At 64.0% G+C, this 23,086-nt stretch carries 18 protein-coding genes; 15 read left to right on the top strand and 3 right to left on the bottom strand.

From position 1 onward, the window contains the following. Positions 1 to 2 precede the first annotated feature (2 nt). The 12 genes from C163_RS17005 (at position 3) to C163_RS16950 (ending at position 14,570) form a co-directional block, all read left to right on the top strand. Complete coding sequence (locus C163_RS17005; RefSeq protein WP_025339880.1) at positions 3 to 1,790, top strand: ABC transporter ATP-binding protein; 1,788 nt, start codon at positions 3 to 5, stop codon at positions 1,788 to 1,790. Positions 1,791 to 1,995: 205 nt separating this feature from the next. Beyond that, positions 1,996 to 3,630, top strand: coding sequence for an ABC transporter substrate-binding protein (locus tag C163_RS17000; RefSeq protein WP_025339879.1), 1,635 nt, complete (start codon positions 1,996 to 1,998; stop codon positions 3,628 to 3,630). Next, positions 3,627 to 4,613, top strand: a complete 987-nt coding sequence (locus C163_RS16995) for an ABC transporter permease (RefSeq protein ID WP_025339878.1) — start codon at positions 3,627 to 3,629, stop codon at positions 4,611 to 4,613. Before C163_RS17000 ends, C163_RS16995 begins: the two co-directional genes overlap by 4 nt. Next, positions 4,610 to 5,473 (top strand): ABC transporter permease, encoded by an 864-nt coding sequence (locus tag C163_RS16990; protein ID WP_025339877.1) that lies wholly within the window; start codon positions 4,610 to 4,612, stop codon positions 5,471 to 5,473. The genes C163_RS16995 and C163_RS16990 overlap by 4 nt, the downstream gene beginning before the upstream one ends. Then, on the top strand, positions 5,470 to 7,182 hold the full coding sequence (locus tag C163_RS16985) for an ABC transporter ATP-binding protein (RefSeq protein WP_025339876.1): 1,713 nt from the start codon (positions 5,470 to 5,472) through the stop codon (positions 7,180 to 7,182). Before C163_RS16990 ends, C163_RS16985 begins: the two co-directional genes overlap by 4 nt. A 272-nt stretch (positions 7,183 to 7,454) precedes the next feature. Beyond that, positions 7,455 to 8,666, top strand: a complete 1,212-nt coding sequence (locus C163_RS16980) for an acyl-CoA dehydrogenase family protein (RefSeq protein ID WP_025339875.1) — start codon at positions 7,455 to 7,457, stop codon at positions 8,664 to 8,666. Further along, complete coding sequence (locus C163_RS16975; RefSeq protein WP_049866769.1) at positions 8,663 to 10,045, top strand: MFS transporter; 1,383 nt, start codon at positions 8,663 to 8,665, stop codon at positions 10,043 to 10,045. Before C163_RS16980 ends, C163_RS16975 begins: the two co-directional genes overlap by 4 nt. Before the next feature lie 160 nt (positions 10,046 to 10,205). Continuing rightward, entirely contained in the window at positions 10,206 to 11,216 is a 1,011-nt protein-coding gene (locus tag C163_RS16970; RefSeq protein WP_025339873.1) for an aldo/keto reductase, read from the top strand. A 73-nt stretch (positions 11,217 to 11,289) separates the two neighbouring features. Then, positions 11,290 to 11,700 (top strand): SRPBCC family protein, encoded by a 411-nt coding sequence (locus C163_RS16965; protein ID WP_025339872.1) that lies wholly within the window; start codon positions 11,290 to 11,292, stop codon positions 11,698 to 11,700. Positions 11,701 to 11,979: 279 nt separating this feature from the next. Next, positions 11,980 to 12,795: an AraC family transcriptional regulator gene (locus C163_RS16960; RefSeq protein ID WP_025339871.1), complete on the top strand. Its 816-nt coding sequence runs from the start codon at positions 11,980 to 11,982 to the stop codon at positions 12,793 to 12,795. A gap of 175 nt (positions 12,796 to 12,970) precedes the next feature. Continuing rightward, a complete protein-coding gene (locus C163_RS16955; protein WP_025339870.1) occupies positions 12,971 to 13,291 on the top strand; it encodes a helix-turn-helix domain-containing protein in 321 nt (106 codons plus the stop codon). Further along, positions 13,284 to 14,570, top strand: a complete 1,287-nt coding sequence (locus C163_RS16950) for a type II toxin-antitoxin system HipA family toxin (RefSeq protein ID WP_025339869.1) — start codon at positions 13,284 to 13,286, stop codon at positions 14,568 to 14,570. The genes C163_RS16955 and C163_RS16950 overlap by 8 nt, the downstream gene beginning before the upstream one ends. Positions 14,571 to 14,593: 23 nt before the next feature. On the opposite strand, the gene C163_RS16945 is transcribed toward C163_RS16950, so the two are convergent. Then, positions 14,594 to 15,475: a LysR family transcriptional regulator gene (locus tag C163_RS16945; protein WP_025339868.1), complete on the bottom strand. Its 882-nt coding sequence runs from the start codon at positions 15,473 to 15,475 to the stop codon at positions 14,594 to 14,596. Between the two features lie 110 nt (positions 15,476 to 15,585). Here C163_RS16945 and C163_RS16940 point away from each other — a divergent pair, with 110 nt between their 5' ends. After that, positions 15,586 to 16,608, top strand: a complete 1,023-nt coding sequence (locus C163_RS16940) for a D-cysteine desulfhydrase family protein (RefSeq protein WP_025339867.1) — start codon at positions 15,586 to 15,588, stop codon at positions 16,606 to 16,608. A gap of 103 nt (positions 16,609 to 16,711) precedes the next feature. After that, positions 16,712 to 19,375 (top strand): alpha-ketoglutarate dehydrogenase, encoded by a 2,664-nt coding sequence (gene mdeB, locus C163_RS16935; protein ID WP_025339866.1) that lies wholly within the window; start codon positions 16,712 to 16,714, stop codon positions 19,373 to 19,375. Between the two features lie 21 nt (positions 19,376 to 19,396). On the opposite strand, the gene C163_RS16930 is transcribed toward mdeB, so the two are convergent. Both C163_RS16930 and C163_RS16925 read right to left on the bottom strand, forming a co-directional pair. Then, positions 19,397 to 20,308: a magnesium transporter CorA family protein gene (locus C163_RS16930; protein ID WP_025339865.1), complete on the bottom strand. Its 912-nt coding sequence runs from the start codon at positions 20,306 to 20,308 to the stop codon at positions 19,397 to 19,399. 3 nt (positions 20,309 to 20,311) lie between these two features. After that, positions 20,312 to 21,892 (bottom strand): RimK family protein, encoded by a 1,581-nt coding sequence (locus C163_RS16925; RefSeq protein ID WP_025339864.1) that lies wholly within the window; start codon positions 21,890 to 21,892, stop codon positions 20,312 to 20,314. Between the two features lie 94 nt (positions 21,893 to 21,986). On the opposite strand from C163_RS16925, the gene C163_RS16920 reads away from it, so the two are divergent. After that, complete coding sequence (locus C163_RS16920) at positions 21,987 to 23,081, top strand: GNAT family N-acetyltransferase/peptidase C39 family protein (protein ID WP_025339863.1); 1,095 nt, start codon at positions 21,987 to 21,989, stop codon at positions 23,079 to 23,081. The last annotated feature ends 5 nt before the right edge of the window (positions 23,082 to 23,086 follow it).

Here is a 23,086-nt window from a genome sequence, read left to right as displayed (position 1 = left end):
CTGTGACATCTACCCGCCGCCTGCCCGATGGTTGGGATATCCGTCACCTGCCAGACACCCCGCAGGCCTTCCTTCGCGCATTCATCCTGCGCCACCCGGTGGCCTACTCCGGTATGCTCGCCTTGCAGACCTTCGCCATGGTCTGCGCCGTGCTGGTCCCTTGGCAACTTGGCCAGATCACCCGCCTGGTCAGCCAGGGCCTGGACGCGAGCCAGGTCGTCACGGCATTGCGCTGGCCGCTGGCGGGTTTTGCCTTGATGCTGGTGCTCGAGATGGTCAGCACGCGTGCCGCCAGTGGCTTGCATATCTACACCGTGCCCCGTCAGCGGCGCGCGGTGACCCAGGCCTTGTTCGCCTACCTGCAACGCCATTCGCATCGCTACATCACCAGCGAGTTCGCCGGGGCATTGGCGCACCGTATCAGCGAGGTCTCGATCGGCACTACGCAGACCCTGGCGATCCTGATCTTCGATCTCATCCCGCTGCTTGTGACCCTGGCCCTGGCAGTCATCCTGCTGGCCACCGCAAACGCCTGGCTGGCGGCATTCATGGGCCTGTGGGCGGTCGGTTTTCTCATTCTGTGCTGGTTCCTGGCCAGGCGCAGCCACCCGCTGGCCCGCGACTTTGCCGCAGCGCGCAGCGTTAGCACCGGCAAGGTGGTGGACGCGGTGACCAACCTCACCAATATCCGGCTGTTCGCCCGCCACCCCTACGAGCATGGCTACCTGGGCAAATTCCTCGACCACGAGGTGGTAGCGGCAGACCGATCGCTTGGTTACATGGAGAAGATTCGCTGGTTGCAGAACAGCTGCGGGGTGCTGCTCAAGCTTGGCATCCTGCTGCTGGCGCTGTGGTTGTGGCAGCGCGGCAGCATCGACATCGCCACCTTCGTTACCGCTACCAGCCTGTCGCTGATGATCATCACGGATGTGGCCGGGCTGTCGCGGCGCTTGCTGGAGTTCTTCGAGGCCATGGGCAATATCGCCAATGGCGTGCGCACCCTGGTGCGGCCACACGAGGTACGCGACACGGTCGGCGCAACGTCGTTGAAAGTGGAGCGGGGCGAGGTGCATTTTGCCGACGTGACCTTTGGCTATCACCCCGGGCGGCCGATCTTTCAGCACCTGAACCTGCATATTCCGGCGGGCCAACGGGTCGGCCTGGTGGGGGCGTCCGGCTCGGGCAAATCGACCTTGCTCGGGTTGTTGCTACGGTTGTACGACGTGGATGAGGGCCAGGTGCTGATCGACGGGCAGGACGTGCGCACGGTGACCCAGCATTCGCTGCACCAGCAGGTCGGGCTGATTCCGCAGGAGCCGGGGCTGTTCCACCGCAGCATTCGCGAGAACATCCACTATGGCTGCCTGGAAGCTGGCGACGATGCGTTGGCCGCTGCCATCGACCGGGCCGGTGCCCGGGATTTCATCGAAGCCATGGAGCAGGGCTTCGAATCGCTGGTGGGCGAGCGCGGTGTGAAGCTGTCCGGCGGGCAGCGTCAGCGTATCGCCATCGCCCGGGTGCTGTTGAAGAACGCGCCGATCCTGGTGATGGACGAAGCCACGTCAAGCCTCGACTCGATCACCGAGCGCTATATCCAGGACAAGCTCGACGAGATCATGGACGACAAGACGGTGATCGTGGTGGCACACCGGCTGTCGACCGTGGCGCACCTTGACCGGATCGTGGTGTTCGAGGACGGGCGCATTGTCGAGGATGGCAGCCATGCGCAGCTGCTGGCGCGGCGGGGGTATTACCATCGGCTGTGGAGCCGGCAAGGGGAGGCGGCCTGAGCCCCGCAACGGGCGCCCGAGCGCGGCCCGTCGCCAGCTGGCTGGCGACAGGCCGGAACAGCACTGTTGCCATTCGAACAGCCCTCACACACTTTGCCCTCGCAACAGCACCTCACCCTCGGCAAACCCCAACAAAATCAACCTCTTGAACCCGGCACAACTCCTGCAACAGGCCTATCGAAGCCCAGTCACCGCAGGAGCGCCCTTGAACACACCCATCCTCCCCCTGATTCCGCTCTGCACCGTACTGGCCTTGCTCGGCTGCAAGCCGAACGAGCAGCACACGGCGCAAAGTACCCAGCCGCAGCAGGGCGGCACTTTGGTCTATGCCACCGACCGCGAGCCCACCTGCCTGGACCCGCATGTGGCCGGCGACATGCCGCAGGTTTTCATTGCCCAGCAGTACCTCGATTCGCTGGTGTCGATGGACAGCAACGGCCAGATCGGCCCCTGGCTGGCGACAAGCTGGGAGGTTTCGCCAGATGGCCTGCGCTACACCTTCCACCTGCGCCGCGACGTGCAATTCACCGACGGCACACCGTTCAATGCCGAAGCGGTCAAGGCCAACCTCGACCACATGGCCAACCCCAAGACCCAATCCAGTACCGCCGGTGGCTACATCCGCCAGTACCGCGGCACCAAGGTGCTCGACACCTACACGGCCGAAGTCAGTCTGGCGACGCCCTATGCGGCTTTCCTCGAAGTGTTGGCCCAGGGCTTTCTCGGCATCCAGTCGCCCACCGCATTGCAACGCAGCCGTGACCAGAACTGCGAAAGCCCGGTCGGCAGCGGGCCGTTCAAGGTGGTGCGCTGGGACCGGCAGAACCAGGTGGAACTGGTGCGCAACCCGGCCTACAACTGGGCGCCGCCTACCGCACGCCACCAAGGCCCGGCGTACCTGGAACGCATCGTCTGGAAGTTCATCCAGGAACCGTCGGTGCGCTTCGCCTCGCTGCAGGCCGGTGAGGTCGATGTGATCGAAGCATTGCCACCAGAGTCGCACGAAGCAGCACGGCGCAACCCGGACCTGGAACTGATCATCGCCCAGCGCCCGGGCAACCCCACCAATGGCACCTTCAACCTGCGCCGCGCACCGTTCGACGACATCCGTGTACGCGAGGCCTTCGTTCGCAGCGCCGATGTCGAGGGTGCACTGAAGAGTGTGTACTTCGGCGAGTTCCCCCGCGCCGGTGGCCCGCTGAGCTTGGCCACGCCGTTCTACAGCGGTGACTTCGAGCGCAGCCAGGACTACGACCCGGCCCGCGCCGCCAGGCTGCTCGACGAGGCTGGCTGGACCGGCCGCGACAGCGAAGGCTACCGCACCAGGAACGGCCAGCGGCTGCGCGCCGTCGTGCTGATCGGTGCGCGCACGCCGCCGTCGGAACTGACCCTGTGGGAGCAGGTACAGGCCACTACCCGGCAGGCCGGCCTGGAACTGGTGCTGGACCAGATGAGCGATGCCCAGGTCACCGCCCGCCAGGCCGCCTGGGACTATGACATCCGCACCGGCTACTGGAACACCAACACCCCTGACGTGCTGCGCATCATCTTCACCACCGCGTTCGTGCAGCCTGCCGGGGTTGGCGGCTATCACCAGAACTCCTCCGGCTACGCCGACCCGGGCTACGACGCACTGCTCGACAGTGCCCTGGCCACCCAGGACGCGGACCTGCGCCGCCAGCGCTACTTCCAGGCACAGCAACAAGCCGCCGCGCAGTACCTGCAACTCACCACGTACCCACAAAGCACGCGCCTGGGTATCTACAAGACCGCCCATGGCGTGCGACTGGAACCTTCGCTGGCGGTGACCTACCTCTACGACGCATGGGTGAACAAATGACTACGACGACACTCGCGGTGACCGACCCGCGTCGCGAACGCCTTGCCGCCCTGGGCCGGCGCGCCGCCATCCGCCTGGCCGGTGGCGTGCTGGTGCTGTGGGCGGTGGCGACCCTGACCTTCTTCGCACTGCGGCTGATGCCGGGTGACCCGGTGCTGGCGATTCTCGGTGGCCCCAGTGGCAACCCGACGCCGGAAGCGATTGAAGCCGCGCGCGTGGAGTACGACCTCGACAAGCCGTTGGCCGTGCAGTACGTGTTCTACCTCGGGCGCCTGCTGCAAGGTGACTTGGGGGTGTCCTACTCGCAGCACCTGCCGGTTACCCGTGTGCTGGCCGAGCAGGGCGGGGCGACCTTGGAACTGACCATCGCCGCCCTGCTGCTGGCCTGGATGCTGGTGCTGCTGCTGACAGTGGTCACCGCCGGGCGCGGCAGGCTGGTCGGCGGCATCGCCTCGCTGGCGGAAACCCTCAGCGCGGCGCTGCCGCACTTCTGGCTCGGGGTGGTGCTGCTGGCGGTATTCGCCTTCGGCCTGCGCTGGTTCCCGCCGGCCGGTAGCGACAGCTTTGCCAGCCTGATACTTCCGGCGTTTTCCCTGGCGATTCCGTTGGCCGGTTTCATTGCCCAGGTCACCCGGGAGTCGCTGGAACTGACCCTCGATCAACCCTTCGTGCTCACCGCCCGCACACGTGGCCTCAGTGACCTGGCCGTGCGCTTTCGGCACGCCTTGCGCCATGCCTTGCTGCCAGGTGTGTCGCTGTCGGGCTGGGCCATCGGCGCGCTGATCAGTGGTGCGGTGGTGTGCGAGGTGATCTTTTCCCGCAAGGGGGTGGGCCGCCAGCTGTACCAGGCGGTGCAGGCCCAGGACCTGCCGCTGGTGATCGGCATCAGCCTGGTAGTGGCGGCCGGCTATGTGCTGGCGAACATTCTGGTCGACCTGCTGTACCAGTGGATCGACCCTCGGCAGCAGGAGGCTGTAGCATGACAGACCTGACCCATGGCCAAGTGCTCGCGCCATTGCGCCGGCAGCGCCAAGTGAAACTGCCGCCGTTGGGCGCAAGCCTGGCGATCCTGTTCCTGTTCGCATTGCTTCTGGCCGCGTTGGCGCCGGGGCTGTTCACCCGCATCGACCCACTGGCCATCGTGCCGCGAGAGGCTTTCCAGCCACCCAGCTGGGCGCACTGGCTGGGCACCGACCAGTCAGGCCGCGACATCTTCGCGCGGATCATCCACGGCGCCCGCCAGAGCCTGCTGATCGGCCTTGCGGCTACGGCCATTTCCATGGCCATCGCCATCGCCCTCGGCCTGCTCGGTGGCCTTGGCGGCGCACGCGTGGACCGTGCGGTGGGCTGGTTGCTGGAAGTGCTGTTCGCCTTCCCCAGCCTGGTGCTGGCGCTGCTGTTCGTGGCGGTGTTCGGCAGCGGTGTCGGCCCGTTGATCGTCGCCACCGGGCTGGGCGGTGCGCCGGGGTACGCGCGCATGGTCCGTGGCCAGGTGCTGGCGGTACGCAACGCCGGCTACATCGAAGCGGCGCGGGCGTTGGGGCACCCGACCTCGCGCATCGTGCTGCGCCAATTGCTGCCCAACGCCATGCGCCCACTGGTGGTGACGCTGACCATGGGCGTTGGCCAGGCCATCGTCTGGGCCTCGGCGCTGAGCTTCCTCGGCCTGGGCGCGCGGCCGCCGGCGCCGGAGTGGGGGACCATGTTGTCCATGGGGCGTGACTTCATCGCCAATGCCTGGTGGCTCACCTTCTTCCCTGGCCTGTTCATCGTCCTCACCACCCTGGCGACCACCGTGACGGGCCGCTACATCCAACAACGCCTGGAGGGGCGCCTGCCATGAGCGACAAGACCTTGATCGTCGAAGGGCTGAACGTGGCCTTTGATGGCGCCAGCGTGGTCCGTGATCTGTCCTTCACCTTACCGCCTGGCCGCTGCCTGGCCTTGGTCGGCGAGTCTGGCTCGGGCAAGAGCGTCAGTGTCCGCTGCCTGGTCGGGCTGGCCGGAGGGCGAGCGCAGGTGAGTGCCCGTCGCTTGAGTTTCGGCGGCCACGACCTGCTCGACCTCAGCGAGCGCCAGTGGCGCGCCGTGCGTGGCAAGGATATCGGCTTCGTGCTGCAGGATGCGCTGGTGTCGCTGGACCCATTGCGGCCGGTGGGCAAGGAAATTCTCGAAGTGCTGCAGACCCACGGATACGGTGACCGCCACACCCGTACTGCGCGCATGCATGAGTTGCTCGAGCGGGTAGGCGTGCCGGATGTCGAACTGCGTGCTCGCCAGCGGCCCGGGCAGTTGTCCGGTGGCCTGCGCCAGCGTGCACTGATTGCCAGTGCCCTGGCCATGGACCCCGCGCTGGTCATCGCCGACGAGCCGACCACCGCGCTGGACGCCACCGTGCAGGCGCAGATTCTTGAAGTGTTCCAGCAGATCAAGGCCCGTGGCGCCTCGCTGCTGATCATCAGCCACGACCTGGCAGTGGTCGCCCAACTGGCCGATGAGGTGGTGGTGCTGCGCCATGGCGAAGTGGTGGAGCAGGGGCCGATGCAGCAGGTGCTGCGCCAGCCGCGTCACGCCTACACCCAGGCCTTGCTGGCGGCAGTACCGGCCGAGCACCCGCGCGGCAGCCGGCTGTCACCCGAGCGGGTTGGCGTGCGCAATGAGCCGCGGGCACGTTCGCACAGCGACGTTTTGCTCGAAGGCCGTGGCCTGGGCAAGCGCTACCTCGGCCCGGACGGGCTGGTGCGGCAGGTGGTGCAGGGCGTCGACTTTACCCTGCGTGCCGGGCGCACCCTGGGCATTGTCGGCGAGTCCGGCTCGGGCAAGACCACCGTGGCACGCATCGCCCTCGGCCTGCTGCAGCCCGATGAGGGCGAAGTGCTTTATCGCGGGCAACCCTGGAACCGCCCGGCCAACGCCGTGAGCGAGGCAGTGCGCAGGCCGTTGCGTCGCGAGATCAGCGTGATCTACCAGGACCCGCTGGGCTCGTTCGACCCGCGCTGGAGCGTGGCGCAAATTCTTGATGACGCCTTGCAGGTAGCCGGTATCGAGGCACCAGCCAGGCCCGCACGTATCGCTGTGCTGCTCAACCAGGTGCGCTTGCCGGCAGATCTCGGCCAGCGCAGGCCGTTGCAACTGTCGGGCGGCCAGCGCCAGCGGGTGGCAATCGCCCGGGCGATCGCCAGCGAACCCAAGGTGATCATCTGCGACGAGCCGGTGTCCGCCCTGGACGTGTCGGTGCAGGCCCAGGTGCTCGACCTGCTGGCCGACCTGCAGGACGAACTGGGCCTGGCCTACCTGTTCATCTCCCACGACCTGGGGGTGATCCGCCATGTCAGCGACGACGTGCTGGTGATGCGCCACGGTCAGGTGGTGGAGCAGGCACCGGTCGAGCAGTTGTTCGATAACCCGGCCCACGAATACACCCAGCGCTTGCTCGGCGCGGTGCCGCGCCTGCCCGGCAGCGGCGCCGAACTGGTGGTGCCGCCGCTGGACCTGGAACACGAAGCCTTCGACCTGTTCGACGAAACCCGCCTGTGGAAGATCGCGATTTGAACTGAGACGCCAAGCCCTGCGCCGAACTTGTGGGAGCGGGCGTGCCCGCGAACACCGGCGGAGCCGGTGCCAGGCACCGTGTTGGATTCTTCGCGGGCACGCCCGCTCCCACACGCGGATCGCTTGCGCACTGAGTTCTCTGCGCGACAGCGCAGCCCAAAGGGCTGGGTAATCTCCCACAGGGATAGCGCCAGCTTCAGGAAATTGGCAAGAGCGCTGCTTCCACAGGGCTCGGGTCGCCTAAACGAAAGATGTACTTAAAGGACTGAACCATGACCACATTTCAACGTTTCCCAACCCAGGCTCCGGCCACCAGCGTCGCGGAGCTGAAAACCCGCATCGCGGCCCTGCTGCCCGCCATCGGCGCAGGCGCCGCACAGCGCGAACGCGAACGCCAGCTGCCCCATGAGGCCATTGCCCAGCTTGCGGCAGCCGGGCTGTACACCGTGCGTATCCCCGGGCAGTACGGTGGCCCCGGCGGCAGTGTCAGCGATGTGATCGAACTGCTGCTGCAAATCGCCTCGGTCGACTCCAACGTGGCCCAGGCCCTGCGCCCGGGTTTTGCCTTCGTCGAAGGCCTGCTGGCTTCACAGGCCGAAGGCGCCGAGCAGGAGCGCGAGCGTTGGTTCGCGCGCTATCTGCAGGGTGCGGTAATCGGCAATGCCGGCTGGGAACTGGGCGGTGCCAACGGCGCCATCGCCGCGCGCCTGGTGCGCGAGGGCGAGCATTTTCGCGCCAATGGCAGCAAGTTCTACAGCACGGGTGCGCTGTTCGCCGATTACGTCAGCGCCGTTGCCCTGGATGAGGACGAGCAACCGGTTTCGTTCATCCTGCCGCGCGACCGCGAGGGCCTGGAGCTGGTCGATGACTTTGACGCCATGGGCCAGCGCCTGACCGCCAGCGGCACCACCCACTTGCGCAATGTGCGCGTCGAGGCCAGCGATATCCGCACGCGTACCGTGGAGGAAGGCAAGCGCACCATCGTCACGCCGTTCCTGCAGCTGTTCCTTGCCACCGTGCTGGCCGGTATCGCCCGCAATGCGCTGGACGACGCCACCCGCTTCGCCCGCGAGCATGCCCGCCCGATCAAGCACAGCACGGCCAGCCGCTCGGTGGACGACCCCTACGTAGAGCTGTCGGTAGGTGATATCGCCGCCCGTGCCTATGGCGCTGAGGCCATGGTCCTCAAGGCCGCTGCAACCATCGACAAGGCCTGGGCCACGCAACTGGATGAAGCCGCCGTGGAGCAAGCTGCGATCGAGGTGGCTCAGACCCAGTACCTGGTCGCCGAGCTGGCGCTCAAGGCTGCGCAAACACTGTTCGACGTTGGCGGTGCCTCCACCACCGGCCGCCAGCACAACCTCGACCGTCACTGGCGCAACGCTCGCACCGTGGCCAATCATAACCCGCGCCAATGGAAGGCGGCGGTGGTCGGTGCCTGGCAGCTCAAGGGCACTCGCCCACCTGTCTCGGGGCTGTTTTGACTGCCCAGCCGGCCTTGCTGGCCGGCCATGTGCAAAGCCCCAAGGTGCCGGTGATCATCGGTGCCGCCTTGTTCATGGAGCTGCTCGACAGCACAGCGGTGATGACCGCCTTGCCGCAGATGGCCGCCGATTTCGGCGAGCCGGGGCTGCGCATGAATCTGGTGGTGTCGCTGTACATGCTTGCCCTGGCCCTGTGCGTGCCGGTCAGCGGTTGGGCCGCCGAGCGCTTTCGCCCGCGCCAGGTCATGTTGTCGGCGATGGGCTTGTTCACCTGCGCGTCGCTGGCCTGCGCCCTGGCCGATACGCTCTGGCAACTGTGCCTGGGGCGCATGCTGCAGGGGGCGGCCGGGGCATTGATGACACCGGTGGGGCAGGTGATCATCCTGCGTTGGTCGAGCCGCGAGCAGCTGCTGCAGGCCATGTCGTGGCTGGCCCTGCCGGCGCTGGTGGGGCCGCTGGTGGGGCCGTTGCTCGGCGGTTTGCTGGTGACGGTGCTGTCGTGGCACTGGATCTTCCTGATCAACCTGCCAATCTGCCTGCTCGGTTGCTGGTTGATCCTGCGCCATGTGCCGGATTATCCGGCACGGCCGGTGCCACCGTTGGACATGCGTGGCTTGCTGCTCAGCGGCGGGGCCCTGGCCATGCTGGTGTTCGGCCTGGAAGCGCTGGGGCTGGGGCAGTTGCCGCAGGCTTGGGCCATGGTGCTGGTGGCCTGTGGAGCAGCCTGTGCGTTGGGGTATCTGCTGCACGCGCGGCGACACCCCAGTCCATTGGTGGACCTGTCGCTGCTGCGCCTGCGCAGCTTTGGCGTGGCCCAGGCGGGTGGCGGGCTGTTCCGCCTGGGTTCGGCGGCCCAGCCGTTCCTGATCGTGCTGCTGCTGCAGAACTGCCTGGGCTTGAGCCCGTTGGCGGCGGGGGGGCTGGTGGTCAGTGGTGGCGCCGGCGCACTGCTGATGAAGCTGCTGGCAGTGCCATTGGTACGGCGCTACGGCTATCGACGGGTGCTCAGTTGCAATGCCGTGCTCAGTGGTGTGGGGATTGCCCTGTGCGCCAGTTTCGATCGTGATACCGCTGTGTGGCTGATGGCTGCGGTGCTGTTCGCCGCAGGCCTGGTGCGTTCACTGCAGTTCTCGACGTTGGGGGCTGCCAGCTATCAGGACGTGCCCGGTGAGCGTTCGGCGGCGGCCAGTTCGTTGTCGGCGATGTCCGTGCAGTTGACCATGGCCATGTCGGTGAGCCTGGCAGGTGGGCTGTTGGGGATGCTGGCCGGGTTGGATGGGCGCAGCGAAACCTCGGTGGCAGATATCGCCACGGTGATGTTGCTGTGCGCTGCCATGTGTGGAATTTCCGGTTTGGTGTTCCGGCGTTTGGCGGACTAGTCATTGGGCGGGGCATGCATCAGTCCATTCCGGGGGTTGCTGGGTGTTGCATAAAAGGTCTCAAGTTGTTCGAAATATGACTTGGACGGTCTTGGTGGGTGGGGCATAGGATTGCAGCCACTGGAGTTCACAACCAACTCCCCTTACCAGGAAAACGCACATGAACCTCAAATCCCTTATCGCCAACCCACTGGGCTTCGGTACCGCACCGCTGGGCAACATGTTCCGCAACGTGCCTGAAGACGAAGTACAAGCTACCGTCGATGCCGCCTGGAACAACGGCGTGCGCTACTTCGACAGCGCCCCGTTCTACGGCGCCGGCCTGTCCGAAACTCGCCTGGGCAATGCCCTGGTTGGTCGCCCACGTGACGAGTACGTGCTCAGCACCAAGGTCGGCCGCATCATCCTCGACGAACTGGAAGACCCGGCAGCCCGTGAACTGGGCGAAAAAAGCGGCCTGTTCGAACACGGCAACCGCAACCGCATCGTCAACGACTACAGCGCCGACGCCACCCTGCGCTCCATCGAGGATAGCCTGCGCCGCCTGAAGACCGACCGCCTGGACATCGTCTGGATTCACGACATCGCCCAGGACTTCTACGGTGACGAATGGCTGAGCCAGTTCGAAACCGCCCGTACCGGTGCCTTCCGCGTACTGACCCGTCTGCGGGAAGAGGGCGTGATCAAGGCCTGGGGCCTGGGTGTGAACCGCGTCGAGCCGATCGAGTTGACCCTCGACCTGGACGAAGCCCGTCCGGATGGCTTCCTGCTCGCCGGCCGCTACTCGCTGCTGGACCATGACCGCGCACTGCAACGCGTCATGCCGCAAGCGGTGGAACAGGGTGTAGGCATCGTCGTGGGTGGCCCGTACAGCTCGGGTGTCACCGCCGGCGGCGAGCACTTCGAATACCAGAAGGCCAACGCGACCGTGCTGGCCAAACTCGAGCGCATCCGCGCCGTGGCCCGTGCCCATGGTGTGGATGTGAAGGCGGCCGCCCTGCAGTTCGCCCTGGCCCACCCGGCCGTGGTCTCGGTGATCCCGGGCTCCACCCGTCCGGTACACGCCAACGAAGACCTCGCCGCCCTGAGCAAGGTGATCCCGATGGCCTTCTGGAACGACCTGCGCCAGCAAGGGCTGATCAACGCCCAAGCCCCGGTACCTGCTGTTTAAACCAATGTTGCAGGGCCGCATCGCGGCCCTGCCTACCCCGGAATCAATGGGGCCACGCCCCAGGAGAATCATCATGGCAACTGCACAAGCTTCCATTACCCTGGCAACCGATGCCAACCGCGTTTGGCAACTGATTGGCGGTTTCGACGCGCTGCCCGACTGGCTGCCGTTCATCCCCGAAAGCGCCCTGAGCGAAGGCGGCCGCGTCCGCACCCTGAAGAGCGTGGCTGGCGACACCATCATCGAGCGCCTGCTGGACTTCAACGAAGCCGGCCGCAGCTACAGCTACACCATCCTCACGGGGCCGGCGCCGGTGCGTGACTACCAGTCGACCCTGCGCGTGGTGGCTGAAGGTAGCGGCTCTCGTGTGGAATGGTCCGGGTCGTTCGTGCCGGTGGGTATCAGCGATGCTGAAGCAACTGCGCTGTTCGCTGGCATCTATGAAGATGGCCTGGCGGCGCTGAAGAAAGGGCTGGAAGGCTAATACCTGTCAGCTAAGTAATTGGGGGCCGCTTTGCGGCCCATCGCCGGCAAGCCAGCTCCCACAGAGATCGCGCAACTCCTGAGTTCTGCGCAGTACTTGGGAGCAACTGTCTTGCTCAAATTCCCAAAGGTGGCGCGCTCCCACAGGTACAGCGACAACCTTGGGCCTGCTATCCATCACACTTGCTGCCCCAGGTTATGCAGGAGTGGTAACGTGGGTCAGCGGTTGTGGGTTGTACTGAAAAAATGAGCCGGGCAGCGGAGCAGGGGGAAGGTTGTTTTGAGCAAGGACTTCGTCAAATTCTGGCGTATACCCGAGGGCGATTGCGAGCTGCTCTCGGCGCATTTCAACAGCCAGACGTTTGGGCGGCACTCCCATGACCGCTATGCCATTGGCGTCATCAGCGGCGGCGTGGAGCGCATGTACTACCGTGGCCGCCATACCCTGGGCGGCACTGGCAGTGTGGTCACCATCACGCCAGGGGAGATCCACGACGGGTTGCCCGCCCACGATCAAGGCTGGCAGTACCGCATGCTGTACCTCGACCCGCAGTGGCTCGGTCGCACCTTGATGCCCGAGCAGGCGAGCGATTACATACACCTGTTCCACACGGCTTTCCGCCAGATGCCGGCACTTGCCCGGACCTTCCTGCACCACCACCAGGCGATCGAGGCTTCGCAGTGCGGGCTGGAGCGGGAAAGCCTGCTGCTGGAATTGCTACCCCAACTTTTCGAGTGCAAGGGTACGCACGATGAGTCTGTCTCGCGATGCGAGAAGCGCGCGGTGCAGCAGGTGCGCTGCAAGCTCGAGGATGACTACGACAAGCCGGCATCCCTGGAGCAGCTGGCCAACATGGTCGGCCTTGAGCCGCTGTACCTGATTCGAATGTTCAAGAAGGCCGTTGGCGTGTCGCCCCACAGTTACCAGATCCAGGTCAGGGTCGCCCAGGTCCAGCGCCAGCTGCGCGCTGGCGCGAGCATTGCCGATGCTGCCTTCGCGTGCGGCTTCTTCGATCAGAGCCACATGACGCGGGCATTCAAGAAGGTCGTCGGGATGACCCCGGGCAGTTTTCGCGCAGCAGGCTCGCGGGTTTAGATGCACGTTACCGCCAAGGCTTGAGGGTGCCCTGACTGCTGATTCGGGCCATTCCCTGACCCGCATGCAAATTGCCAATAAAACACCGAATCGAGGCGTTACGACTCTTGGTCAAAACTGGCGATAATTCTATAATTTTGGGTGTTATCTGTAATTGCATCGGGTAAGCCACAATATGTTGGATTTAAGCTTCAGCAAGCCAAGTGAGGTCGTCAAGCGTCTCTGTGACCGTTTGCGCACAGAGCGTCTGGCTTTGCAGATGACTCAAGCTGATCTGGCTGGGCGTGCCGGCCTTGGCACCAACACCGTGTCCAATCTGGAAGCCGGGCGCAATGTCGGGTTCGAGAACGTGGTTCGTGTGGCGATGGCTCTTGGCCGGGTCAAGGAACTCGAAGCTCTGTTCCTGCCAAAGCTGGACAGCATCGAAGACATTCGACGCTACGAAAGCAGTGCCAATCGTCTGCGTACAAAAAAGAGGAAACCCAGCAATGCTTGAAGAAGTGAACGTCTTCTACGAGGGCTGGGGTGAGCGGTGGCAGTGGGGCACGCTGGCCTCTACCACCGCCCTGACCGGTCGCCCACTGATAGTGTTCGAGTACAGCAATGAAGCCAAGAGCAAGGGGCTGGAGCTTTCCTCCTACAGGCTGCCGTTGGCGGGGCCCCGGTTGCGCAGAGACTTCCCGGACTACCAATTGCAATTGCCGGGCCCTGTCTATGACGCGCTGCCTGACGGGTGGGGCATGTTGCTGATGGACCGTATGTTCCGGAGCCGTGGGCTCACCACGGCTCGCATCGGTCCTCTCCAGCGCTTGGCCTATATCGGTAACAACGCGATGGGTGCCATGACGTTTGAACCCGTGGTGCCCGAAGGAGAGACACCGGACGTCCACATCCCGCTTGAACAGCTTGCTGCTGAAGTCAAGGACGTGCTCCAGGGAGAAGGTGGCGAGTTCCTGCAGACGCTGCTGTTGGTGGGTGGCTCGCCCCAAGGTGCAAGGCCCAAGGCCCTGGTCTATCGCGACCCTCGATCCGGCGGCTTCACCACGGCTATCACGCCGGGTTTCGAAGCCTGGCTGGTCAAGTTCCCGGCGAAGGAAGAGCACGCCGAGGTGTGTGCCATTGAAATGGTCTACGCCGAGTGCCTGCGCATGTGCGCTATCGAGACCCCGGAAACCCAGTATTTCAGCCTGCCGAACGGGTTGGCAGCATTTGCCAGCAAGCGTTTCGACCGGCACGGTGGATTGCGCGTCCCCATGCAGAGTCTTGCTGCCTTCACGGGCGCCGATTACCGGACGCCGGGGGCGTTGGAATACGTCAGTTTCTTGCGGGCGACGCAGATGTGTACCAACGATGTGCGACAAATGGCGGTGGCCTTCAAGCGCGCTGTCTTCAACGTTGCATTCAACAACCGAGACGACCATCCCAAGAACTTCGCGTACATCATGTCGCCAGATGGTCAGTGGACACTGGCGCCGGCATACGACGTGACTTTCTGCGAAGGCCCCAATGGGTATCATCAGATGGACGTGATGGGAGAAGCTCTGGCGATTTCCCGCGAGCACATGCTTCGGCTTGCAGAGGAAGCCGAGGTCCCCCAGAGCGTTGCAGGCATGATGATTGACGACATTTGCGAGGTGGCCAGCCAGTTCTCGGCCATCGCCGAGAGAATGTACCCGGGGGTTGTCACTCGTGACACGTTACGCATGATCCAGTGCCGTATCGACGACAACGTGGCGCAACTTCGGCAAGCCCACAAGGGCCGCGGTCGCCGTTGAAACTGCCGATTCGGCTCGGTCCCTTACCCCGCATGCTGCAGGGTGTAGCGAATGAAGGCATCCAGTTTGGGTAGTGCGCTGCGCTGACGCAGGTAAACCAGGTTGACCGGGCGAGTTGCCGGCAGGAAGTCCTCAAGCAACGTGACCAGGCGCCCCGCACGAAGGTCCTCGGCCACCAGGAACTCGGGTTGCAGCAGGATCCCGTTGCCTGCCAGCGCCGCCAACCGCAGTGCCTGGCCATCGTTGCTTTTCAGCACCCAGTGTTCTGGCCAGGGGTATTCCTTGCCTGCGTCCAGCAAGGGCCAGGTGAAACGGTTGGTCCATGTGGAATGCGCCAGCAACCTGTGCCCGGCCAGGTCTGCCGGTACGTCTGGGCGCCCGTGCCTGGCCAGGTACCCGGGAGCGGCGCAGATCACCATGCGGTAGGGGCGTAGCCCTTTCGCCACCAGATCGACATCGCCCAGGTTGCCAATGCGAAAAGCCGCATCGAAGCCCTCCGCCATCAGGTCGACGACACTGTTGCTGAGCACCAGGTCAATGCGCACGTCCGGGTGCTCGGCGAGGAAGCCGGCAACCAGCGGCGCAACCAAGGACGAGCCCAGGGTCATGGGGGCGCTGACACGCAGTAATCCGCTGGGGGCCTGTTGCAAGCTTTCGACGCGCTCATATGCCCTGCGAACCTGATCCAGGGCCTGCTTGGACTCTTCGTAGAACATGCGTCCTGCTTCGGTGATGTGCATGCGCCGGGTACTGCGCTGGATCAGTTCGACCTGCATCGCATCTTCAAGCTGGCGGATATACCTGCTCACCATCACGACTGACAGTTCCAGATGCTCGGCCGCCTGGCTGAAACTGCCCTGTTCGGTGACGTTGACAAATACCTCCATGGCGCGCAGGCGGTCCATCTTTTAACTCCAGGTTAAAAATAATTGAACGGTACCTTTATTTATTAACAAATTGTTTTTTCTTAACGTGATGACTGTCAAGTCATCAATGAGGTACGCCCGTGGCGCCCTTGCAATCCCTGCTCGATCATTTCCCACAAATCAGCCTGGTTGACCGGCCAACACCTATCCAGCGCCTTGAAGGCCTTGAGCGTTCGCTGGGGCTGGTGAAGCGCGGCATCAAGCTGTTCGCCAAGCGTGACGATTACATGGCCCTTGGCGGCGGCGGCAACAAGCTGCGAAAGCTTGAGTTTCACCTGGGTGAGGCACTTCGTGACAAGGTGGATGTGGTCATGACAGTGGGTGGGCTGCAATCCAATCATGCGCGATTGACTGCGGCAGCCTGCGCAAAGCTGGCCATGCGTTGCGAACTGGTTCTAGGCCGCGCCGTACCCCGGGACGATGAAGAGTACGAGCGCAACGGCAATGTGCTTTTGGATGAGCTGTTCGGGGCGGCTGTGCATGTGGTGCCTGAAGGCTTTACCACGGCACATTGGGCCGACATCCGTGCGCAAGAGCTGCAAATGGAGGGTTGCAAGGTCAAGGTTATTCCTACCGGCGGCTCCACAGCCGTGGGTTGCCTGGGCTACGCCAAGGCCGCGCTGGAAATTGCCCGGCAAGAAGCCAGCCTGGGCCTGCAGTTCACGCAAATGGTCATGGCCAATGGCAGTTCCGGTACACATGCGGGCATGGCCGCCGGGCTTGCTGCGATGGGGCGAGCTCCCGGCTTCATCAAGTCCTTCGCGGTACTGGCCGAAGCGCCTGAGTCGCACCGTCGCACGCTTGAGCTTACCCGGCAGACCTTGGAGCTGCTTGGCAGCGAGCAGGTTATCGAGCCGTCAATGATTGTCGTCGATGGTGCACATCGCGGCGCGGGCTATGGTGTACCGACGAAGGCCATGTTGTCGGCGTTGCAACTCATGGCCCGTTCCGAGGGGCTGTTGCTTGATCCGGTCTACTCCGGAAAAGCGTTCGCCGGCCTGGTCGCCGATCTCGAAAGCGGCTTGTACGCACAGGGCGACAACATCTTGCTGCTCATGACCGGTGGGGCACCGGGGATCTTCGCTTATCGGTCGGCCCTGCAGGGCGCATAGGTTCGAGTGTGCCGGATCTCCATGCCTGCGCATGATGAATGTGGGGTCTACCTTGAGTAAGCGCACCCGCGGCTGTCGTTTCAATTACCTGAGGTCGTGTGAAATGAGTAACTCGATTCAAGTGCCCAGGATCGCAGATCAAGGTACTGAAGATATTGATACCGTCGAGACGAACGAGTGGCTGGATGCCCTGGAGGGCGTCGCTCGCGCCGAGGGAAGTGCGAGGGTGGAGTTCCTGCTGCAACGCCTGGCCGAGCATGCCGGCCACCTGGGGGCGCGAATTGCGGCCAACCCTTACTCGCTGTACCAGAACACCATCGCACTGGAACAGCAGCCGGAGTACCCCGGTGATCTGGCGATGGAAGAGCGCATTACCTCGATCATTCGCTGGAACGCGCTGGCCATGGTGGCCAAGGCGAACAAGGCCTATGGCGAGCTGGGTGGCCACATTGCCAGCTACGCCTCAGCCGCGGAGATCTTCGAAGTCGGCTTCAACCATTTCTTCCGTGCCGATACTGAACAAGGCAAAGGCGACCTGGTTTATTTCCAGCCGCATTCCGCGCCAGGTGTCTATGCGCGCGCTTTCCTGGAGGGCCGGCTGGAACAGCAGCAACTCGAGCGTTATCGGCAGGAGGTGGACGGCGGCGGACTGTGCTCTTATCCCCACCCCTGGCTCATGCCGGATTTCTGGCAGTTTCCGACCGGCTCCATGGGCATCGGCCCGATCAGCTCGATCTATCAGGCGCGTTTCCTGCGTTACCTGCAACACCGTGGCATTGCCTCGACCGAAGGGCGCCATGTCTGGGGTGTATTCGGCGACGGCGAGATGGACGAGCCGGAATCGGTCGCTGCACTGTCGCTTGCCGCACGGGAGAAACTGGACAACGTCACCTTCGTGATCAACTGCAACCTGCAGCGGCTTGACGGGCCTGTACGTGGCAACGGGCAAATCATCCAGGAGCTGGAATCGCTGTTCAAGGGCGCTGGCTGGAATGTCATCAAAGTGGTCTGGGGGTCGGGCTGGGATGCCCTGTTCGCGCGGGACCAGCACCATGTCCTGCTGCGGCGCCTGGCCAGCACCGTCGATGGCCAGTACCAGACCCTGGGTGCCAACGATGCTGCCTACAACCTTGCGCATTTCTTTGACCTGGACCCGGAGCTGCACGCGCTGGTCGCTCACATGAGCCCGGCCGAAATCGATGGCTTGCGTCGCGGCGGCCATGACTTGCGCAAGTTGCATGCTGCATTCGACGCAGCGAAGCGCCACAAGGGGCACCCGACGGTCATCCTGGCGAAGACCAAGAAAGGCTTTGGCATGGGCCAGGCCGGCGAATCTCGCAACACCGCGCACCAACAGAAGAAACTGGACATCGAGGCCCTCAAGGTGTTTCGCGATCGATTTGCGCTGCCGCTGGATGACCAGGCAGTGGAGGAGATGCGCTTTTATCGACCGCACGACGACAGCCCCGAGCTGCGCTACCTGCATGCACGCCGGCAGTCGCTGGGTGGTTACCTGCCTCGACGCAGCAGCCTGGCCCCCAGCATCGCCATACCGCCACTCGCTGACTATGCACGGTTCGCCCTGGCCCCTGACGATCGGGAAATCTCCACCACGATGGCTGTGGTACGGCTCTTCACCAACCTGCTCAAGGACAAGCAGCTCGGCCCACGCATAGTGCCTATCGTGGCGGACGAGGCGCGTACCTTCGGCATGGCCAATCTGTTCCGCCAGGTCGGTATCTATTCACCCGTGGGCCAGCTCTACGAACCGGAAGATGCTGGTGCATTGCTGTACTACAAGGAGTCCACCGACGGCCAGTTGCTGGAAGAGGGCATTACCGAAGCCGGCGCGGTCTCTTCCTGGGTCGCCGCGGCGACCTCCTACAGCGTCAACGGCGAGCCGATGCTGCCGTTCTATATCTACTATTCGATGTTCGGTTTCCAGCGCATCGGCGACCTGATCTGGGCGGCTGCCGACCAGCGCGCCCGTGGCTTCCTGATCGGCGCCACCGCTGGCCGCACCACCCTGGCGGGCGAGGGCCTGCAACACCAGGACGGTAGCAGCCAGCTCATCGCCTCGACGGTGCCTAACTGCCGCGCCTACGACCCGGCGTTCGCCAGCGAGGCGGCCGTGATCATCGACCATGGCAGCCGACGCATGCTCGAACAGCAGTGCGATGAGTTCTACTACCTGACGGTGACCAACGAGAACTACACCCAGGCCCCGCTGCAGGACTGCGAGCACGACGATGTCATCCGCGGCATGCGCCTGTACGGTACGCGCGGCACGGATGAGCCTGCGGTACGCCTGCTGGGTTCCGGCGCGATCATGCGGGAGGTGATCGCCGCTGCCGAACTGCTGCTGCAGGACTGGGGTATCAGCAGCCAGGTCTGGAGTGTCACCAGTTTCGCGGAACTGGCGCGCGATGCCCGCGAGGTAGAACGCCAGCGCCTGTTCGGCAGCCAGTTCGAAGGGCAGAGCCACTTGCAGCGCTGCCTGCCCGGGCTTGTGCCGGTGGTAGCGGCCAGTGACTACGTGCGCGCCTATGCCCAGTTGATTGCTGCCCATGTATGCGCGCCGTTCACCGCCCTGGGTACCGATGGCTTTGGCCGGAGTGACACGCGCTCTGCACTGCGTCGCTTCTTCGAGGTTGATCGTCAGCACATTGCCCTGGCGGCATTGGCAGGCATCGACCCTGGCAAGCACGCCGAAGCGCGGCTGCGTTATGGCATTGACGCAAACGCCGAGGCACCCTGGAACCGCTGAGCATCGGCACATTGGCCTGGCTTACGCCATCCGGCGTAACGCCACGGCCATGGCCCCGCCAAGTACCAGCATGCCCAGCAGCAGTGCGGGAAACGATACCCACCACGGCGTGCCGGCGGTCATCGTGCTGAACTCCGACATGCCACCGATGCTGGCAAGCAGGTTCAAGGGCAGGAACACCACATTGATCAGCGTGAGGTTGCGCAAGGCATTGTTCATGCTGTTGTTGGCCATGTTGCCCCGGGCCTCGATGAGGTTGGCAAAGACCTGGGCATGGATTTTCGCTTGCTGGCAACTCTGCTCGTTCTCGATGATCAGGTCGTTCAACACCTCCAACTGGTCGGGGCCGAAACCGTGTCGCTGGCCATGGCTGCGCAGCAGAGCGAGCACGCTGCCGTTGCTCTGGATCGCGTTGACGTAATAGACCAGGCTCTCGCTCAGGCTGTACATCTGCACCAGGTGCTGGTTGTCCATGGGGCGTTCGAACTGTTGCTGGATCTCACGGGCGACCTGCTTGACCACGCGCAGGTGGCCCAGGTAGTGATGCACGCTTTCGGCCAGCAGCGCCATCAGCACTTCCAGCGGGGTGTTCATGCCGCCCTGGTGCTGCACCCCGGCGAGCAGCGAGTTGCTGGCGCAGACCACCACCAGGCGTTTTTCACTCAGCACCACGCCAAACGACGAGACGTTGAATACCCGGCCATCGAAGCTTTCCGGGCGTTTCCAGATCAGGAACAAATGCTCGGGCTTGATCTCTATGCGGGCCACTTCATCCGGGTCCAGCGAGGATTCCAGCACTTGCGCGCCAACCCCGAGGCGGCTGCATAGCAGCGACTGCTCGACGGTGTCCGGGGCAATGCACAACCACACGCTGGCCTGTTCCTCGGGGGCGGCATGGAGCGCACCGTTTTCGGTGCGATAGCATTCGATCATCGCCTACCACGCCTGGCCAAGGTGCTTGAGCTCGAGCCGCTGGACGAAGGCCTGGAGCACGCGCTGGTACAGTTGCTCGCCCAGCACGGCATCTTCGATGCCGGCATCGAGGTTGGGGTTGTCATTGACTTCGATGACCAGCACACGGTCGCCAGCCTGCTTCAGATCGACCCCATACAGGCCGTGGCCGATCAGCCGTGCGGTATCGATGGCTGCCTTCACCACTTCTGGCGGCGCCTGCTCCACCGGCACCCCACGGCACTGGCCATTGACCTCGCCGGCCTGGGCCTTGTGGTTGTAGATTTGCCAGTGCCCCTTGGACATGAAGTACTGGCAGGCATACAGGGCTTCACCGTTCAACACGCCGATACGCCAGTCGTATTCGGTGTAGCAGTATTCCTGCGCCAGCAACAGCACCGAGTGCTCGAACAGCTTCTGCGCCGCCGAGGCCAGGGCCTGGGCATCGCTGACTTTGATCACCCCCTGCGAGAAGCAGCCGTCCGGAATCTTCAGCACCAGCGGGAAACCCAGGCGGCGGCCCACCGCTTCGAGCTCTTGTGGGCGGTCCTTGTACAGGATCTCGGTAGCCGGCGCACCCAGGTGGTGGCGCTTGAGCAAGTCAGCCAGGTACACCTTGTTGGTGCAGCGCAAAATTGAAGATGGGTCATCGATCACTACCAGGCCTTCGCTTTCAGCCTTCTTGGCGAACCGGTAGGTGTGGTCGTCCACGCGCGTGGTTTCGCGAATGAACAGCGCGTCGAACTCGGCCAGGCGTGCGTAGTCCTTCTTCTCGATCAGCTCGACGTCGATGCCGAGCTGCTTGCCGTTTTCAATGAAGTGCGCCAGTGCCTGGGCGTTGGAGGGTGGCAACGCTTCTGCCGGGTCATGCAGGATCGCCAGGTCGAAGCGGGCCAGGCGCTTGGAGGCGGGTTGGCGCCAGGTGCGGCGGTTGAAGGTGTCCAGGGCGTCGGCGAAGAAGTGCTGTTGCTCATTGCGCAGCTTGTGCAGGGCACCGGCGCGGATGCCGGCGATCTGCCAAGCCTCTGCGCGGCGGAATTCCACCTGCAGGATGGGGCAGGGGAACGACTCGAACAGCTGGCGGCCGATCTCCTGCAGCGGCTCGATGGCTGTGCGGCCAAAGTACAGGGTCAGGGTGAAGCGCTCGGTGCTGCCATAGGGGTGGTCCGCGAGGGCCCGTTCCAGTATGCGGTTCAAGTCATCCAGGCCTACGCCATAGAGCGCCTTGCGGGTCAGCTCGCTGATGGTGCGCACCGACGGGAACACCTTGTGGCCGCGCGCTTCGGCTAGCAACGAGCAGTAGTAGCCTTGGCCCAGGTACTTGTAGTTGCGGCACAGGTTGATCACCTGCGTGCGCCCGGCCATGTCGTCGCCGTGTTCGAGGTAGTCCTGGGCGAGCATCAGGCTTTCGCTGGGCAGGTAGCTGGCCCAATCCTCCTTGCGCTCCACCAGGATCAGCAGGCGGTTGCCGGCGCGCCTTGGGCTGGGTGGTTCCTCATTGAGGGTGATTGTGGAATTTTCGCTTTTGGCCAATACTTCGGCCACGTTGGCTTGCACCGCTGACATGAGTATTCGATCCGTGTTGAAGAACATGCCGCTTCAATAAATCACGGGTTTTCCGACCTGTCCCGGTTCGTTACTCAAACATTACGGTGTTGCCATGGCTTTTGATTTCCGCTTTGCATCGGTGGCTGATATCGATGCGCTGGTTGCCCTGGAGCAGGGCTGTTTCACCCTCGATCGCCTGAGCCCACGCAATTTCAACTGGATGGTGCGACGCGCCAATGCCTGCCTGGTGGTTGCCGAGCGGGCGGGCCAACTGGCCGGCTACGCGTTGCTACTGTTCCATCGTGGCACGTCACTGGCACGCCTGTATTCGATTGCGGTAAGCCCGGCGTGGCGCGGGCATGGCCTGGGCCAGCGGTTGCTGGAACGCGCACAGGCCAGCGCGCTGGAGCGCAATTGCGCCTGGCTGCGCCTTGAGGTACGTACCGATAACCCGGCGGCCATCAGCCTGTACGAACGCAATGGCTATCGACGCTTTGCCGTGGTCGACGATTACTACGAAGACCACGGCCAGGCGCTGCGCTATGAAAAGCGCATCCTGCGCAATGCGCCGGCACCTGCCCGGCAAGTGCCGTACTACGCGCAAACCACCGAGTTCACCTGCGGAGCGGCCTGCCTGCTGATGGCCATGGCCGCCATCGAGCGCGGGCGTGCACTGCTGCGCAGCGAAGAAATCCAGCTATGGCGTGAGGCAACCACCATCTTCATGACCGCCGGACACGGCGGTTGCAGCCCGCAAGGGCTTGCCCTGGCGGCCTGGCGCAGAGGGTTCGAGGTGCGCATGGTGCTCAGCCAGGCCGGCTCGCTGTTTCTCGATGGCGTGCGCAGTGCGCAGAAAAAAGACGTCATGCAACTGGTGGAGGACGGTTTTGTCGAGGGGCTGAGCCAGACCGATGTGCAACAGGTTGTGGCGCCCGGGCTTGATGTGCGCGCGGCGCTGCGGGCGGGGTTCAGGCCGCTGGTGCTGATCAGCAGTTACCGCTTCACCCGTCTCAAGGCGCCGCACTGGATCCTGGTGACGGGCTGCGACGACGAGTTCGTGTACCTGCATGACCCTGATGTGGACCACAGCCGCCAACGGCGCAGCCTGGATTGCCAGCACCTGCCGGTAAGCCACGCCGAGTTCCAGCGCATGAGTGCCTTTGGCGGCAAGCGTGTGCGTGCCGCGGTGCTGTTGCGCAGGCGTTGAGCCGG

The organism is Pseudomonas sp. FGI182 (assembly GCF_000511325.1).
GTDB lineage: Bacteria > Pseudomonadota > Gammaproteobacteria > Pseudomonadales > Pseudomonadaceae > Aquipseudomonas > Aquipseudomonas putida_Z.
This window is presented reverse-complemented; position numbering and strand designations above follow the sequence as displayed.